This is a genomic window from Rhizocola hellebori (assembly GCF_016862955.1).
In the GTDB taxonomy this organism is placed as follows: Bacteria; Actinomycetota; Actinomycetes; order Mycobacteriales; family Micromonosporaceae; genus Rhizocola; species Rhizocola hellebori.
Window position 1 is genome coordinate 17,198 of record NZ_BONY01000056.1, and the last position, 17,431, is coordinate 34,628.

A 17,431-nucleotide genomic window follows, 5' to 3' on the forward strand; every position below is an offset into this window, starting at 1 on the left:
CCGATTGACGGGTTACCAGCGCGTAGCACATCGGCTATGGTGATCGATAATTTTAATGATGTCGATCATTAGAGCCGGAGGAACGCCAATGGCTTCGCCAGTCGAGGCGCCGCCCGTCGAAGACGGCGCTGAGCCGCAACGTCCGATCCCGCGTTTTCTGACCGAGTTCACCCCGACCCGGTGGCGCCGCCGCCTCAGCCCGTTCTCGCGCACCCCCGCCCATTCCAAGATGGGGGAGACCTGGCACGTCGCTGCCAAAACCGCGCCCGACGAGCTGGTCATCGTGGACCGCCCAGCCGACATCGACCCCGACGGCCCCATGTCGCGCACCTACACCCAGTGGGCGGCGCTGGTCGACCAGATGGCTGCCTCGCTTCACCTCGCCGGGGTACGCCCCTGGGACAGGGTCGCCATCGTCAAGGCCAACCACCTGGACATCGTGATTCTGGGCTGTGCCATCGCCCGCATCGGCGCCATCCCCTGCATGTTCTCCGGATCGTATGGGCCCGAAGCGTTCGTGCCCATGCTCAAACGGCTGGAACGCCCCTTCGTCATCACCGATCAGAAGCACATCGAGAAATGCGGGCTGACCCCCGAGGTCGTCAGCGCAGACACGGTGCGCACCATCAGCTGCGACGCCGTCCCGGGTCGCTCCGATGTGGTTCAGCTCAGCGAATTCAAAGACGCGCCGCCGGTGCAGCCGGCCATGCGTGAGCTCAAGGAGCCGGTGGTCATCACGCACACCTCCGGCACCACCGGCATTCCCAAACTGGTCATGCACTCGGCCGAGTCCATCTACGCGATGGCCATCGTGGAAACCGAGCGGTGGCCCAAATTCGGGCTTCGCCGAAGCGATGTGGTGGCCTTCTGCGATCCGTACACGCACGAGCGGCTGACCACCATGCAGCTCGCCATGGCCCGGGTGGGCCCGCGCGTGCTGTTCCTGTCCGAACCGTTCGGGCCGAACCTGCGCGAGCTGCTGGTGCAGCACAAGCCAACCCTCGTCGAGGCGCTGCCCAACATCTATCTGGCGTGGGAGCCGCTGACACGCGAGCCAGAGGGCTACTTCCAGCACGTTCGCGAATATGTCAACTCGTTCGACGCCATCCACACCCGGACCATCCGCACCTTCATGAACGCCACCAAGAAACGCTTCCCGGTCTGGGTGCAGTCGTGGAGCCAAAGCGAGAACGGGGCGCTGTGCATCCGGCCCTACTTCCGGTTCGTGGTGCGCCGCAAGGGACACCGGCCGCCCCCGACCCAGCTGATCGGCTGGCCGATTCCGTTCCACGCCAAGCTGCGCTCGCTTGACCCCGAGACGGGCAAGGAGGTGCCGCGCGGCCAGGTCGGGATCATCGAGATCAGTCAGCCCGGCCGCTGCCTGGCTTACGTGGGCGAGCAGGACCGCCACGACATCAAGTGCAACGGCTGGTGGTGGAACACAGGCGACCTTGGGATCATCAACAAGTGGGGCGCCGTACGCCTGGTCGACCGCGAGATCGACCGCATCCCCGGCGGCAGCGCGATCGAGTTCGAGGACCTCATCCTCGACCGGATCGCCTACACCACCGAGGTGGTCATCCTGCCGGTCGCCGGAGGCCTGCCCGTGCCAGTGGTCAGCACCGAGAACGACATCCCGCTCAAGCCCGCCGACTGGGCCGCGGCAGTAGCCGACCTGGCGCCGATGGAGTCACCAATCCAAATCAAGTGGGACGAGTTCCCGCGGACCGGCACCTGGAAGATCCGCCGCGTACACCTACGCGAGACCTTGCTCAAAGACGCGAAAGCCATCGGCATCGGCCGCTGGACTTGAGTAAATGGCGCGCTAAAGCAACGCGCGGCAGCGCCGCCTCAAAGCGGCGCTGCATTGTTGCGGGTGGGAATTTTTGGTGGTGGGGAGGGGAGCGGGCACGATGCTGGATCTGCTGGGGCGGGCCATGTTCAGCCGGCGTTGGTGGGTGCTGGGAGCGGCTGCGGTGTTCATGGTGCTGGCCGGGGCTTGGGGGGCTAACGCTTTCGCCGACCTGGCCGGTGGCGGGTTCACTTACGCGGCAAGCGAAAGCTCTCGCGCTGCTGACTTCGAACGCGAGGCGCTGGGGCGCAACGACGCAGACGTGGTGGTGGTGTTCCGCAGCGAAAGCTGGACCGTGGACGATCCCCGGTTCGAGCAGGCTGCCACGAAGACGCTCGCCGCTGTACCCGCGCAGCGAGTCGAAGGTGTCGTGGACTTCTGGCACTCACAGCTGCCCGAGCTGGTCAGCACCGACCGGCACGCGGCGCTGGCCACCATCCAGGTCGCGGGCGAGGGCGAAAACGACCGTCTCACCAGCTATCTGGCCATCAAGGACAAGCTCACCAGCCCCGACCTCCAGGTCTTCATCGGCGGCCCGCTGGCTATGTTCGACGATGTCAACGTGCAGAGCAAGGCCGATCTGACCAGGGCCGAGGCGCTGGCCCTGCCCGTGCTGTTCCTGTTGATGGTGCTCATTTTCCGCAGTCTGCTGGCCGCGCTGCTGCCCGTCGTGATTGGACTGATGGCGATCGTCGGTTCGCTGGCCGGGTTGCGCCTGCTGACCCTGGCCACCGAGGTCTCCATCTTCGCGGTCAACGTGGTGACGCTGCTGGGGCTCGGATTGGCGATCGACTATAGCCTGTTCATGGTTTCCCGGTACCGGGAAGAGCTGGCCCAAGGACACGAAGTCGCAGAAGCGTTACGGCGCACCATGCTCACCGCCGGGCGCACCATAGCCGTGTCGGCGGTGACCGTGGCGCTGGCCCTGGCCAGCCTGCTCGTCTTCCCCCAGGTGTTCCTGCGCTCGATCGGCTTCGGGGGGATAGCGGCGGTGGTGCTGGCGGCGGTGTTCTCGCTGACGGTGATGGCCGCGCTGCTAGCCGTCCTCGGCGAGCGCTTGCGTGGCAAGCAGCCCGCGCAGGAGGGGGGCAGCGGTCTGTGGGCGCGGGTGGCCCGCGGCGTCATGCGCCGCCCGGTGCTGGTCGGTGTCGCTGTCATCGCCGTGCTCGTGGTGATGGGCCTGCCGTTCCTGCGTATCTCCTACGGCTGGCTCGACACCAGGGTGCTGCCCGCCTCGGCGTCCAGCCGCCAGGTGCAGCAGATGCTGGAGGACCAATTCCCGGCCAGCGTGACCCGCCCGATCGAGGCGATTGTCCGCGAGCCCGGCGGCAAGGAGGCTCTCGCCACCTATGTGGACGCCCTCGCCCGGCTCGACGGCGTCGACGGCGCGGTGGTCACCGGCCTGACCGAGGACGCGGCGAGGGTCACGGTTCGCTTTGCCGCCGAGCCGATTTCGCCCGAGGGGCGGCAGCTGGTCGAGGCGGTACGCGGCGTCGAGTCCCCCGGCGGCGAGGTGCTGGTCGGCGGTGATGCGGCCGGCTTCGCCGACCTGATGGACATGCTGGAGCAACGGCTGCCGTGGATGGCGTTGCTTGTCGTGCTCACCACTTTCGTCCTGCTCTTCCTCGCCTTCGGCTCGCTCATCCTGCCGGTCAAGGCGATCGTCATGAACGTGCTGAGCCTGAGCGCGGCCTTCGGCGCCGTCGTCTGGATATTCCAGGACGGTCGCCTGACCGGCCTGCTCGACTTCACCTCGACTGGCAACATCGACGTCGTGCAGCCCATCCTCATCCTCGCGGTCGCGTTTGGACTGTCGATGGACTATGAGGTCTTCCTGCTGTCGCGCATCCGCGAGCAGTATGACCTCACCGGTGACAACACCGAAGCGGTCGCGATCGGCCTGCAGCGCACCGGCCGCATCATCACCAGCGCGGCCCTGCTGCTGGTCGTGGTGATCCTCTCCTTCGCCACGTCGCAGGTGCTGGTGGTCAAAATCATCGGCATCGGGCTGGCCATCGCCATCGTGGTGGACGCCACCATCGTGCGGGCGTTGCTGATGCCGGCGACCATGCGGCTGCTGGGCCGGCTCAACTGGTGGGTGCCCGGCCCGCTGCGTCCGCTTTACAACCGCTGGGGGATAAGGGAAAGAGGGTGAAGCGCTACATCAGCGCTTCACCGAGGCCCATGTCCATCAGGCGGGTGGTGTGCACCATCCCGGTCAGCTCCAGCGCCTTTTGCATCCGGTCCTCAGGGGTGGACTCGATGAGCTTCTGCCCGGGCCAGATCTCGTAGTCGCCGATGAGGTCGGCGTGGGCCATCATGCCCTCCTGGAACAGCGCCTCCCACCGGCCGAGCTGGTCGAAGACGGGCAGCGCCGCCCACATCATCATGCCGCCGCGCACCAGCTCGAGCAGGCGCTCCTTGTCCTCGGGGTGGTTGTCGAGGTGTTCGCGGATGATGGAGCTGCCCACCGCGAGATGCCGCACTTCGTCTATGCCGGCGCCCTTTTCCATGTCGGCCATTATCGGGTCCAGCGGGCGCCATTTGCGCTCGCTCAGCTCGAACGAGGGCGCGAGGAAACCTTCCACGAGAACGGTCAGCAGCACCACGCCGCCGATGAAGTCGTAGTTGTCGCGCACGATCGGCAGGCCGAACTCCTCCAGCGGGTTGAGGATGGTCTCCCGGTCGCCGCCGGCCAGCAGCTCGATCATTTCCGGGACGTCCTTTTCCGACACCCCGAGGTTCTGCAGATGATTGCGGAAAATCATCGCGTGCCGGGTCTCGTCGAAAAGCTGGGTGGCGTAGAACTCCATCGTGGTCGAGTCGGGAGCGCAGGCCATCACGTAGCCGATGGCGCGGGCCGCCCGCTCCTCGGCCAGCGCGCGGAAGGCCACCTCCTGCATGAGAGCGTCGTTGAGGGGGCCGGGCGCGCGCAGGAAGTCCGGTGTCACCAGGTCGGGGGAATAGCCGACCACGTTGCCGCGCAACGTTTTCTGAGGCACGTTGGCGAACCAGTACTTCATGTCGCAGTCGCGGGCGGTCAGCCGCAGGTTCTCCGCGCCATCGAACAGCGACGCCGCGTTGTCCCAATCGGCGGCCTGTTCCGCGGGCAGCACGGGATCCACGGTCACCTCGGGCTCCGGCTGGGGTTTGGGGGCGGGTGGATCGGCGAGCAGCAGTGGCCCCGTACCCGACAGATAGTCGACCAAAGAATCGGCGAGACTGCTGCGCGAGGGCGGGTGGAACGCCAGGCATTGGCAGGCGGCGGCCAGGTAACCCACGTCGCCGCCGCCGATGAAGGCCATGCCGCCCAGCATTTCCACGGCCTGGCGGGTGGCGTCGCCGATCGCGTCCTGCGCGCCGTAACGCGACATGAGCACATCGGCGAGGGCGTCGTTGTCGGTCTGGCCGGCCATCACGGCCCGCGCCGCGCCTTCGAGCAGAAGCGTTGCCGTCTCCAGACGCGCACCCAGCGCGGCGCGGTCGGAAAGCGAACCGCGCTTGTTGGAGAAGGTCCGCTCCACCAGGGAGCTGGCCATGCCCAGATAGGAAGCGGAGATAAGCAGCTCGAACCAGATGAAGCCCATGGTCTGCAAGCCGTCGAGGGTCCCGTCCGGGCTGGCCTCGGTGCGCACGATGAGCTCCTCCTCGACCAGGACGTCGGTGAGCCGCACCTCGTCGCTCTCCGCGCCCGCCAGCACACTGCTGGCCCAGAACGGATGCCGTGAGATGCCGGGCAGCGACGAGGGAATGAGCAGGAACGCGGTCTCGCTGCCGGTGCCGTTGACCGGAAGCGCGATGCTCGCGGTCAGCAGATCCATCGAATGGCTCAGGCTGCACGGTTTCTTCGACCCGTTGATGAGGTAGCCGCCGTCGGCCTTCACCGCGGTCATCGTGGGCGACAGGATGCCCTGATCGGGCCGGCCTTCCGCGAAGCCCGAAGCGACAAGAAGATTGTTACCTGTGATCGCTTCGAGCAGCGCCCATTCCATCCCGGACTTCTGCACGCTTTCGGCGAAACTGAACAGGGTCGCCACCGAGAAGTGGTGCATGGTCGTGGCGACCGCCAGCGATGGCGCATAGGAGCCCACCGCGCGCGCCACTCGGATGGCGTCCAGCGGCGTGGCCCCGAGCCCGCCGTAGTCACGCGGAATCACCAGGCTCGGCCCGCGGCTGGACCGGAAGACCGGCAGGGTGGCGCCGCCGGGGGCTTCCCGTTGCTCGAAGGGGATGGCGGCCAGGCCGTCGATCAGGCCGGGCAGATAGTTCTCGCAGACATGGCGGGCCTGATCCAGGGAGCGCATCTTCAAAACCTCCAGCGGCGTTTAAGGATTGGCGAGGGCGCCCGCGGCGGCGCGGCGCAACTTGCCCGACGGGGTCTTGGGAAGACTGCCGGGCGGAAGAACGATGACGCGGGCCGGCCGGGCGTCGACCTCGGCGATCACCCTGGCCGTCACCGCCTGCACGATGGCGGCTTCGGCTGCCGCGTCCCCGGCCTGGCGGGACTCGACCAGCACGCTGAACGACTCGCGCGCCACCCCATCGCCGGCCAGCAGCCGCACCGCGGCCACGTTGCCCTCGCGTACGCCGGGCACCGCTGCGGCGGCCCTTTCGATGTCGGTGGGGTAGATGTTGCGCCCGGCCATGATGATGACGTCCTTGCGCCGTCCACAAACGACAATCTGCCCGTCGGCTAGGTAGCCCTCGTCACCGATGTCGAGCCACCCGTGTTCGTCCACGGCCCGGACGAAGCCCGCCTCGGTCAGGTACCCCTCGGTGACCGAAGCGCCGCGCAATTGAATGCGGCCGACCTGACGCTCGCCGAGCACCAGCCCGTCATCGTCGACCACTCGCGCCCGCACGGTCGGGAAGGGCGATCCCAGCAGGGGAAAGCGCCTCACCGCGGGGGCGCCGGGAGCAGCCGGCACCGCACGACGGCCGGTTTCGAGATCCTGCGCGCTCACCTCGTCCAGGCGCATCGGCTCGGCGAGCGATGCCATCGAGATGACCAGGGTGCTCTCCGCCGCGCCGTAGCAACAATTGACCGCCTCCGGCCGCAGCCCGAACCGGGCGGCCGCCGCCACGAAGGCCGCCATCGTCGCGGGGTCGATCGGCTCGGCGCCGTTGGCGGTGACCCGCATGCTTGACAGGTCAAGCGATTGCGGCTCCGCCCTCTCCAGCTGGCGGGTGAGGATGGCCCAGGCGAAGTTCGGGGCGGTGGTGATGGTTCCCCGGTACCGGTCCATCAACTGTGCCCACAGCAGAGGCTGGGTCAGGAAGTCGGTGGGAGTAATGGCAACCAGGTTGATGCCGCTGAACATGGGCAGTAACAGGCAGCCCACCATTCCCATGTCGTGAAACAGCGGAAGCCAGGAAACCATGGTGTCGCGCGTGAAGTCGCATTCCAGGTGGGCTGCGGCGTCGGTGAGGTTGGCGTAGAGGTTGCCATGCGAGATGCGTACAGCCTTGGGTTCCGCGGTGGAGCCGCTGGTGAGCTGGAGCAGCGCGGTCGAACCCTCATCGACATCGACGATGAGGAAGTCGTCCTCCCCGTCGATGTCGGCAATCATCAGGTGCTTGATGCCTTCGGCCTGCAACACGTCGGCCATCGGCTCGAAGGGCGCGCCGATGAGCACCACCTCGGCCTCGATCATCCGCAGCACCCGGACGGTGTCATCGCGCCACACCGTCAGATCGGTACGCGGCGTGGGCTGATGCAGCATGGTCAGACTGGCGCCGGCGAGCCAGATGGCCTGTGCCACCGGGGCCACCTCGGCCGGCTGCCCGGCGAGCACCGCAACGGCGTGCCCCGGCTGCAATCCCGCCGCCGCCAGACCCGAGGCGAGACGTCGCGCCAGCCGGTGCAGCTGGGCCCAGCTGCGGGTCAGCGGCTGTTGCGGCTCACCGGTCACCATGCCCTGTGGCGATCGGGCCGCCGTGGCGGCCACCGCTTCGACGAAGCGGCTCACGCGCTGCCGTCCAGAGTCATGCCGGACAGCCTAGGGAGAAACATCTACATACACTAGTCGTATGTCCGCACTCGTATAGTCAGGAATTGGCCTGTAGCAATCTGTGCGAGCCGGGGCACAATGTGCTGATGGGCGAGACCGAACAACAGCGGTTGCTGCAGCTGATCCGCGCCCAGGCCGCCGAGGTGCTTGGCTGCCCGATGGAGTCGGTAGGCCCGTCGCAAGCCTTCGCCGACTTGGGTTTCGACTCGCTGACCGCGCTCGAGCTGGCCGACCGGGTGGGAGCGCTGACCGGGCTTGCCCTGCCCGGCACACTCGCCTTTGACTATCCGAATCCGGCAAGTTTGGCGGCATATCTGGCCGCACAGCTCGCACCCGGGCAAGGCGAGCAGACCGGCGCAGAGACGACACATTCCCGTTCCCATGAGCCGATTGCCATCGTGGCCATGGCGTGCCGCCTGCCCGGCGGGGTGAGCACACCGGAACAGCTGTGGCGGCTTCTGGCCCAAGGCGAAGACGGAATCGGTCCTTTCCCGACCGACAGGGGCTGGCCGCCCGAGCTGTTCCACCCCGACCCGGACCACCCGCACACCTCCTATGTCCGGCACGGCGGCTTTCTTGCCGACCCGGGCGGATTCGACCCGGCGTTCTTCGGGTTGTCGCCGCGGGAGGCGCTCGCCACCGATCCGCAACAGCGAATAATGCTGGAGGTTTGCTGGGAGGCGCTTGAGCGCGGCGGCATCGACCCGAGCGCGTTGCGGGAGACCCGGAGCGGTGTCTACACCGGGGTCATCGGCAACGACTACGCGCCACGAGGTGATCGGATCCCGGCCGAGGTGGCCGGTTTCCTGTTGGCGGGCAACGCCACCAGCGTGGTGTCCGGACGGATTGCCTATCTGCTGGGCACGCAAGGCCCCGCGGTCACCCTCGACACCGCGTGCTCCTCCTCGCTGGTGGCGCTGCACCTGGCGGTCCAGGCGCTGCGCGCCGGGGAATGCTCGCTGGCGCTCGCCGGCGGGGTCACCGTGCTCGCTCAGCCCACGGTCTTCACCGAATTCAGCCGCCAGCGCGGGTTGGCCCCGGACGGGCGATGCAAATCGTTCGCCGAGGCGGCAGACGGGACAGGATGGGCCGAAGGCGCGGTGGTGCTGGTGCTGGAACGCCTTTCCCAGGCCCGCAGGCACCATCGTCCGGTGCTGGCGGTCATCCGGGGCAGTGCCGTCAACTCCGACGGCGCGTCGAACGGGCTGACCGCCCCCAATGGCCCGGCGCAGCAACGCCTCATCGCCGACGCACTGGCCGACGCCGGGCTCGGCGCGGAGGCGATCGACGCGGTGGAAGCGCACGGGACGGGGACCAGGCTGGGCGATCCCATTGAGGCGCAAGCGTTGCAGGCCGCCTACGGCGGTGGGCGGGAACGTCCGCTCTGGCTCGGCTCGGTGAAGTCCAACCTTGGCCACACCCAGGCCGCCGCGGGAGCGGCGGGCGTGATGAAGATGGTGCTCGCGCTGCAGCACGAGATGTTGCCGCGCACTCTGCACGTCGACAAGCCGAGTCCTTTCGTCGACTGGTCCGCCGGTCCGCTGCGGCTGCTGACCCAGGAGCAGCCGTGGCCCGCGGGAGAGGTCGTGCGGCGCGCGGCGGTGTCGTCCTTCGGCATCAGTGGCACCAATGCTCACGTCATCCTGGAGGAGGCGCCCGCCCCGCTGCCGGCGGCCCTGCCGAGGAGGATTCCGCTGTTGCTTTCGGGAAGAAGCGAGGCGGCCGTGCGGGAGCAGGCCACGCGCTGGCGCGGTCATCTGGCCACCCACGACTGGGAGAGCATCGCGGCCGCAGCCACCGGGCGAAGCGTCTTCGAGTGGCGCGCCGCCGCTTTCGGCCCCGCCGACCTGGCCGAGCCGGAGGTGGTGAAGTCGGCCCCCGGCAAGCTGGCCCTGGTTTTCGCCGGCCAGGGCGCGCAGCGCCGAGCCATGGGCAGCGAGCTGGCCGCGGCGTGGCCGGAGTTCGCGGCTGAATACGACGCGGTCTGTGCCGAGCTGGACAAGCACCTTGACCGTCCGATCCGGAGCGTCATCGACGCCGATGACGGTCTGCTGGACCAAACCGGCTACACACAGCCCGCGCTTTTCGCCATCGAGGTGGCGCTGGCCCGTCTGCTGCTGGCCTGGGGTGTGCGGCCGAGCTACCTGATCGGGCACTCCATCGGCGAGCTGGCCGCGGCGCATGTCTCGGGCGCGCTGAGCCTGCCCGACGCGTGCCGGCTGGTCGCCGCGCGGGCCGCGCTGATGCAGGCCCTGCCCGAAGGCGGGGCGATGATCGCGGTGGAAGCCGACGAGGCGGAGGTCGCGGCGCTGCCACCCGGGCAGTGGAGCCTGGCCGCCGTCAACGGGCCGCGCTCGGTGGTGCTTTCCGGGGCCGAGGCGGAGGTGGCCGCGCTCGCGGAAGGCTTCGCCGAACAAGGCCGGCGCACCACCCGGCTGCGGGTCAGCCATGCTTTCCACTCGCCGCTGATGGAGCCGATGCTGGCCGTTTTCGCGCAAGCCGAACGCGACCTGGTGCCGCAACCCGGGGCGGTGCCAGTGGTTTCCAACCTCACCGGGCTGCCTGTCACCACCTTCGAAGCTGGGCACTGGACCCGTCACGTGCGGGCGCCGGTGCGCTTCGCACAAGGGGTCGAGCTGCTTGCCGCTGAAGGCGTTACCTGGTACCTGGAGATAGGTCCGGGTGTGCTGACCGCGCTGCTGCCCGGGGTGGCCGTGCCGCTGCTGCGGGCGGGCCGCCCTGAGCCCGAGGCGGTGCTTGCCGCCTTGGCCCAGCTGCACCTGCAAGGCATGGAGGTCGACTGGGCCAAAGCCGCCGGTGCCCAGGTGATCCTGCCCGATCTTCCCACCTATCCGTTCCAGCGCAAGCGTTTCTGGCTCAGCCCGGCGGGCGGGCCGGCGCTGCGCCGGGCGATCGGCGTTCCCGCGGCGGATGGGACAGAGAGCCTGGTCCTCACCGGGAAGTTGTCGCTGCGCACGCAGCCCTGGCTGGCCGACCACCGCGTTGGTGTCGCGACCGTGGTTCCGGGCGCGTTCTTCGCCGAGCTCGCGCTAAAAGCCGCCGAGCAGACCGAAACGCCGGTGCTCGCCGAGCTGTTGCTGCGCGAGCTGTTGCCGGTGCCGGTGGAGGAGGGTATCGAGCTGCGGGTGGTGGTCGACGCGCCAGCCGATGGCTTGCGGCCCTTCGCCATCCACGCCCGCCGCGAGGCACAGCCGTGGACCTGTTACGCCACCGGCCTTCTCGGCCCGGCCCGTCCCGCCGACGCAGCGCGGCTCAAGGTGTGGCCGCCGCCGGGGGCGATGCCGCTTGCCGTCGACGGCCTCTACGACGAGCTGGCCGCGCACGGCTATCACTACGGGCCGGCTTTCCAAGGGCTGCAACGGGCTTGGCGACGCGGCGAGGAGACCTTCGCGGAGGTCTCCACGATTGCCGAGCCGGGGGAGTTCGGGCTGCATCCCGCATTGCTGGACGCGGCTTTGCACACGCTCAGCCTTGCCCGCCCCACCGAGGCCGAGGTGATGGTGCCCTTCTCCTTCAGCGGGGTCAGCCTCTACGCAACCGGGGCGACCACGCTGCGGGTAAGGCTTACCCGCCAAGCCGATCGGCTGACGCTGGCGATGGCCGATCCGGCCGGGATGCCGGTGGCCACCATCCGAGATGTGCAAATGCGCCCGATGATGGCACAGCGCCCGGCGCCTGCCACCGGCTTTCAGCTCAGCTGGCTGCCCATCGAACCTTCGCTAGGCGAGGCGGTGGAAGCGGAATACCTGCACGCCACGACGGCGGCGCAAACCCTTACCCTGATTCAGGATCGGCTGGCGGGTCAGTCCCGGCTGGCGCTGCTGACCCGCGACGCCGAGCAGGACCCTGCCCAGGCCTCGGTGTGGGGCCTGGCTCGTGCCGCCCAGTCCGAGCATCCCGGCCGCCTCACCCTCATCGACCTCGACGCCGCCGATCCGAGCGAGGAGCTGTTGGCCGCGGCGGTGGCCACAGGCGAGCCGCAACTGGCCATTCGAGACGGCCGGCTGCTCGTGCCCCGGCTGACCCGGCTGGCCGAGACCGGCCCTGCCACTCCGCCCGCACTCAAGGGCACGGTGCTCATCACCGGCGGCACCGGAGCCCTGGGTCGCTTGGTGGCAAGACATTTAACCCTGCAATGGGGGGTACCGAGCCTGCTGCTGGCCGGTAGGAAAGGCATGGCCGGGCAAGGGGCCGCGGAGCTGGCCGGCGAGCTGACCGGGCTGGGCGCCGCGGTGCGCGTGGTGGCCTGCGATGTCGGCGATCGGCAAGCCGTGGCCCAGCTGCTTTCGCAAGTGCCGCCGGAACATCCGCTCGTGGCCGTGATTCACCTGGCCGGGGTGCTCGACGACGGGATGCTGGAATCACAGACGCCCTCGCGGATCGAGGCGGTGATGCGGGCGAAGGCCGCCGGCGCCTGGCACCTGCACGAGCTGACCGGCCAAGCCAACCTGGAAGCGTTCGTGCTGTTTTCCTCGGCGGCGGCGATCCTCGGCTCCCCGGGTCAGGCCGGCTATGCCGCCGCCAACGCCTATCTCGACGCGCTCGCCGCGCATCGGCGCGCCTGCGGGCTGCCGGGCCAGGCGATCGCCTGGGGGCTGTGGGAGACCGAAGGCGGGATGGCCGCCGAGGTGACCCCGGCTGGGGTTCGCCGGATGCGAGGAGTTGGCCTCACCCCGCTGACGGCGCAACAGGGGCTCACCCTTTTCGACGAGGCGCTGCGCAAGCGGATCCCCGCACTGGTGGCCATGAATTTCACTCCGCCCATGGGCGGGGCCGATCCCGAGGCGATCCCGGCCGTGCTGCGCCACCTGATCCGCCCGGCCACCCGGCGGGCCGGGGCGGCAGACCCTGCCGGCCAGGCTGCGGGCGGCCTGGCGCAGACGCTGGCCGGGATGCCCGCGTCGCAGCGCGAGACCCTGCTGCGCGAGCTGGTGGTGGAGCAGGCCGCCAAGGTGCTGGGCCATGCCTCCGCGAGCGAGCTGGATGTCACGCGAGCGTTGCCGGATCTGGGTTTCGACTCGCTCACCGCCGTCGAGCTGCGCAACCGGCTTGCCGCCGCGACCGGGCTGCGGCTGGCCGCCACGCTGGTCTTCGACCATCCCGCCATCGACTCCCTGGTGGCCCACCTGCTGGGCGAGCTGGTGCCGCAGGAGGCGGCCTCCGCGATCGGCCTGATCGAGGAACTGACCCGGCTGGAGGCGGGCGTGGCGAAGCTGACCATCGACGAAGTGGCTCGCAAACGGCTGACCGACACCCTCACCAGCCTATTGTCCAAAGTGGACTCGGGGCGGCGGGACGTCATCGATGCGGCTGGAGACGACTTCCACGACCTGCTCACCGGCTAGCCGACCGGGGCCGCCTCGATCACCCGGATTTCGATCTGGTCGCCGAACAGGCCGAGCAGGATGTCTCGGACGGCGTCGCGCAACGCCGCGCACGCCACCGGGTCCACGAGCGAGGCCAGCGAGGCGATGCCAAGGTCGAAGCGGCTGGCGAATTCGACCCGGACGTCGTCGCCCTCTTCGAGCACCAGCCAGGAGCCGGTGAACGTGGCGAAATCGCCGGTGGTCTGCTGGAACGCGATGCGCCGGGTCACCGCGTCGATGTCGTCGCGCTCCTTCCAGACCAGGATTCCCTTGCGGAAGTTCACCTCCCAGGTCGACTCGACCTCGGTCGGGCTCAGCGTCACCACCTCGACCGTGCGCACAGTGGCGGTGAAATCGGGATAGGCCGCGAAGTCTGCCAGCCGGTCGAAGGCCTTCTTGACGTCGCCACGCGGGATGACCGCGTGCATCACGACCGAACACTCCATCGCAGGGCCTCCAGTTAGGTCAGGTCCGGGATCAACCGGCGCAACGAGATTCGCCACGCCTGCTCGACGTCGGCGACGGTGAGCGCGGCCGGACCACCGGGAAGCCGGCCGAGCGAAGTGGGCAGGAGATCCGTGATGATCACCAACCCGCATACGGCCACCGCGCTGTCCAGGCGGGCGAGGTCGTCTTTTGGTACCACATCAGCAAAAGCCGGACGCACCAGACGGTCCACGATGCCGGGGTCGGCCAGCCTGCCCTTGGCGGCCACCCGGCCCAACCGGGTGGCTTCCTCGGCAACCAGTTCCAGAAAGCGCTCCGCGGGCATCGCGGCCGGCCCGGCGGTGAGCCAGAACTCGCCCTTGCGCAACCCCGCGTCGAGCACTGCGCGCACCCCCTGCGCCACCAGGTCCTGCGGGATCAGATCCAAATAGGAGCCCGGATGCGCGGGCAGGAACGGAAGCTGGCCCTTGAGCAGATACTCGGCGAGCGTGTGCACGGCCTGGGCCTGCCGGATCTCCCCGCTGCGCGAGTCACCGATGACCACCGACGGGCGCACGATCACGGCGTCCACCCCGCTGTCGCGGACCATCTGCTCGCCCAGGAACTTCGAAGTCACGTATTCGTCGGTGCGCGCCGCCGGTTTCGCGGTGCCCAGCCGGTCACCGCCACCGGCCTTGCCGTAGCGCGACACGTAGGCCGTGCTGATGTGCACGAGCAGCGCGTCGGCCTCGGCCGCCAGCTCGATGACCCGGCCCAGCCCCTCGATGTTGACCAGATCCACCTCGGCCTGGTCGGCGGAGAAGTTGACTATCGCCGCCGAGTGCACGATGACCTCAACCTCGGCGCAAAGCTGTTGATAGGCAAGCGGATCCAGGCCAAGCAGGGGAGCGCTGAGGTCGAGCCGGACCATCCGGTCCGTGCCGGTCGGCAGGCGCCGGTAGACCCCGGCGACCACCTCGTAGCCGGAAAGCTCGCGCAGCACCGCGGTGCCCACCACACCACTGGCCCCCGTGACCAGGACCGTCATGCCGCGGCCTCGAACTTGGCGGCCAGTGCCTTGCAGGCGGACTCGAATGACTCCAGCAAACGGCTTTCCTGCTCGGGTGTCAGCACTGCGGGCGGGGTCAGCCGGATCACCGGATGGGCGTTCATCGAATGGTTGACTATCACGTCGTTGTCGAGCAGATCCATCAGGAACTCGGCGGCGTAGTGCCCGGAACGGAATTCGACCCCGATCAGCAGACCCGCCCCGCGCACCTCGCTGACGAGATGGGGGATCTGGGCGGCGGTAATCGCGGTCAGCCCGGCGAGCAATCTTTCCCCGATCTGGCCGGCTCGCTTTACCAGGCCTTCGTCGCGGATCACCTCGACGGTGGCCCTGACCGCGGCCATGGCCAGCGGTGCCGCCGAGAAGGTCGACGTGTGCAGGTAGGGGTCGCGGTCAAAAGGCGCAAATGCTTGCGGGGTGGCCAGTGTGGCCGCCACCGGTACCAGGCCGCCGCTGAGCGCCTTGCCCGCCAGCAGGATGTCGGGCACGATCCCGTCACGATCCGCGCCCCACCACGTGCCCAGCCGGCCCAGCCCGGTCATCACCTCGTCGAGCACGAGCATCGAACCGTGCTCGTCACAAAGCCGGCGAACCGCTTTGAGGTACCCGGCCGGAGCGACCACCACGCCACCCTCGCTCTGCACCGGCTCCACCACCACACATACGTCCTCGCCCAGCGCCGCGGCCAGCGCGTCGAGGTCGCCGAACGGCACATGCGACACCTGGGGCAGCAAGGGCCGGAACGGGTCCTGGTAAAGCGCCCGCGCGGTCAGCGAAAGCGCGCCGGTGGTCTTGCCGTGGTAGCCGTTGGCCATGGACACCAGCCGGTTACGCCCGTTGGCGCGAGCGATTTTGATGGCCGTCTCCACCGCTTCCGCCCCCGAGCAGGAGAAGTGCACCTTGCTCAGGCCGGCCGGCGCGACCGAGGTGAGCGCCTGCGCCGCGAGCGCGGCGGGCTCGTTGAGCAGCACCCGGGTGGAAAGTGCCTGGCGTTCAAGCTGTGTGCGCACCGCGCCGAGAACGGTGGGATGTCCCGCGCCCACGAAAAAGACCCCATACCCGCCGCAGTTGAGCATCTCCCGTCCATCCACTGTGGACAGCAGGGCGCCCTGGGCAGCGGCCTCCAGCGGCGTGTTCAGCATGGCCGCGACGCGGCCCTGCCCGTCGCCTAGGTGCCGGCGGTAGAGATCGATGATCCTGCTAGGCACGCATCGAAGTCTGCCGTAGAGATCGCTGCCTATCAAGGCAGTTGGCGGACCCTGTGCAGTCGGGTTAGTGATTGCCAGCGGTGATCGCGAGCCCTAGGGTGGCGAAGGTGGACTCGTACCGGGAGATCAAATACGAGGTTGCCGAGCGCATCGCCACCATCTCGCTCAACCGCCCGCAGGCCCGCAACAGCTACACGCTGGTGATGGCCGACGAGCTGGCTGACGCGTTCGGGCGGGCCGACAACGACGACACCGTCCGAGTGGTGATCTTCACTGGCGAGGGCGAGCACTTTTGCTCCGGCCTCGACCTCACCATCTCCGAGCTGGACCACTCGCCCGAGTCCACACCGGAGTGGGCCGAGCCCGCCGGACGCTGCTCGATGCGCATCTTCGCCATGAACAAACCGGTCATCGCCGCCATCCGGGGCGCGGCGGTGGGTGCCGGGGCCACCATCGTCCTGCCCTGCGACTATCGCCTCGCCGCCACCGATGCCCGCTTTGGTTACGTGTTCAGCCGTCGCGGCATTTACGCCGAAGGCGCATCCGCATGGTTCTTGCCCCGGCTTGTGGGCATGGGATGCGCGCTGGACTGGATGATCAGTGGCCGGGCCTTCGGCGCGGCGGAAGCGCTCTCGGCCGGTCTGGTGCACAGCGTGTACGAGCCCGCCGAGCTGATGGCCAAGGCACGTCAGCTAGCCCTCACCATCGCGGCCAAGACCGCGCCGGTCTCGGTGGCCGTGATCCGCCAGATGCTGTACCGCATGAGCGCCATGGATTCCCCGATGCCGGCGCATCGGCTCGACTCGCTGCTGGCGGCCGACGCGGTCGGCAACGACGACGCGGCCGAGGGCTTCGCCTCCTTCCAGCAACAGCGCGAGCCGCAGTTCACCGGGCGGGTGCCCGGCGATCTGCCCGGCTACCTCCCCTGGCTGCACGACTGACCGATGTCTATGGTGTGGGCATGACGACAGAGGTGAGTGAGCAGATCACGGTCGCGGCCCCGGCCGAGCGGGTCTACGCGGCGGTCAGCGACGTGCGGCGGATGGCGCGGTGGAGCCCGGAATGTTTCGCCGTGTGGGTCCTCGGCCGCCGCCCCGACGGTCTGCCGAGGAGTTTCGTCGGCTGGAACAGGCGTGCCGGCTACATCTGGTTCACCACTTGCCAAGTGGCCGTGGCCAAGCCGGGCAGTGAATTCGCCTTCGACGTCACCAGCTTCGGCCAGCCCATCTCACGCTGGGGCTACCGGCTCACCCCCGAGGGGGAGGGCACCACGGTCACCGAATACTGGCAGGACCGTCGCGGCCGGGCGGGAATGGTCCTTGGCCGGATCTTCACCGGCAAGGTGGCCCACGACCGCCCGGCCGCTAACCGGGGGAATATGGCTAAAACGCTGGCCCGTCTCAAGAAGGAGCTGGAAGCGGGCTAGCCCTCGGATAGTCCACTGTGGATACTCGCGTCGTTACCCGATGACCTCAAGT

At 68.7% G+C, this 17,431-nt stretch carries 10 protein-coding genes; 5 read left to right on the forward strand and 5 right to left on the reverse strand.

Annotated features, from left to right (window positions below):
* Positions 1-88: 88 nt before the first annotated feature.
* Together Rhe02_RS34205 and Rhe02_RS34210 are read left to right on the forward strand one after the other, a co-directional pair.
* Entirely contained in the window at positions 89-1,813 is a 1,725-nt protein-coding gene (locus tag Rhe02_RS34205; protein ID WP_203912588.1) for an AMP-binding protein, read from the forward strand.
* 100 nt (positions 1,814-1,913) lie between these two features.
* The gene (locus tag Rhe02_RS34210; protein ID WP_203912589.1) at positions 1,914-4,007 is read left to right on the forward strand and encodes an MMPL family transporter; all 2,094 of its coding nucleotides are present in this window, start codon (positions 1,914-1,916) and stop codon (positions 4,005-4,007) included.
* Between the two features lie 4 nt (positions 4,008-4,011).
* Here Rhe02_RS34210 and Rhe02_RS50140 read toward each other — a convergent pair whose 3' ends face one another.
* Both Rhe02_RS50140 and Rhe02_RS34220 read right to left on the reverse strand, forming a co-directional pair.
* On the reverse strand, positions 4,012-6,156 hold the full coding sequence (locus tag Rhe02_RS50140) for an acyl-CoA dehydrogenase family protein (protein WP_239124238.1): 2,145 nt from the start codon (positions 6,154-6,156) through the stop codon (positions 4,012-4,014).
* A 21-nt stretch (positions 6,157-6,177) separates the two neighbouring features.
* Positions 6,178-7,821: a fatty acyl-AMP ligase gene (locus tag Rhe02_RS34220; protein WP_203912590.1), complete on the reverse strand. Its 1,644-nt coding sequence runs from the start codon at positions 7,819-7,821 to the stop codon at positions 6,178-6,180.
* A 122-nt stretch (positions 7,822-7,943) separates the two neighbouring features.
* On the opposite strand from Rhe02_RS34220, the gene Rhe02_RS34235 reads away from it, so the two are divergent.
* Complete coding sequence (locus Rhe02_RS34235; RefSeq protein ID WP_444544534.1) at positions 7,944-13,229, forward strand: SDR family NAD(P)-dependent oxidoreductase; 5,286 nt, start codon at positions 7,944-7,946, stop codon at positions 13,227-13,229.
* Here the strand turns inward: Rhe02_RS34235 and Rhe02_RS34240 are convergent.
* From Rhe02_RS34240 to Rhe02_RS34250, 3 genes are read right to left on the reverse strand one after another with little or no spacing between them, the layout of a single operon-like run.
* Positions 13,226-13,696 carry an SRPBCC family protein gene (locus Rhe02_RS34240; RefSeq protein ID WP_203912592.1) on the reverse strand — a complete coding sequence of 157 codons (471 nt, stop codon included), beginning with the start codon at positions 13,694-13,696 and terminating at the stop codon, positions 13,226-13,228. The two genes, Rhe02_RS34235 and Rhe02_RS34240, sit on opposite strands and share 4 nt — an antisense overlap.
* A 14-nt stretch (positions 13,697-13,710) precedes the next feature.
* Positions 13,711-14,724: an SDR family oxidoreductase gene (locus Rhe02_RS34245; RefSeq protein ID WP_203912593.1), complete on the reverse strand. Its 1,014-nt coding sequence runs from the start codon at positions 14,722-14,724 to the stop codon at positions 13,711-13,713.
* Entirely contained in the window at positions 14,721-15,953 is a 1,233-nt protein-coding gene (locus tag Rhe02_RS34250; RefSeq protein ID WP_239124239.1) for an aspartate aminotransferase family protein, read from the reverse strand. The genes Rhe02_RS34245 and Rhe02_RS34250 overlap by 4 nt, the downstream gene beginning before the upstream one ends.
* 107 nt (positions 15,954-16,060) lie before the next feature.
* Here Rhe02_RS34250 and Rhe02_RS34255 point away from each other — a divergent pair, with 107 nt between their 5' ends.
* Together Rhe02_RS34255 and Rhe02_RS34260 are read left to right on the forward strand one after the other, a co-directional pair.
* Positions 16,061-16,894, forward strand: a complete 834-nt coding sequence (locus tag Rhe02_RS34255) for an enoyl-CoA hydratase-related protein (RefSeq protein WP_203912594.1) — start codon at positions 16,061-16,063, stop codon at positions 16,892-16,894.
* 20 nt (positions 16,895-16,914) lie between these two features.
* The gene (locus tag Rhe02_RS34260; RefSeq protein WP_203912595.1) at positions 16,915-17,379 is read left to right on the forward strand and encodes an SRPBCC family protein; all 465 of its coding nucleotides are present in this window, start codon (positions 16,915-16,917) and stop codon (positions 17,377-17,379) included.
* Positions 17,380-17,431: the final 52 nt, after the last annotated feature.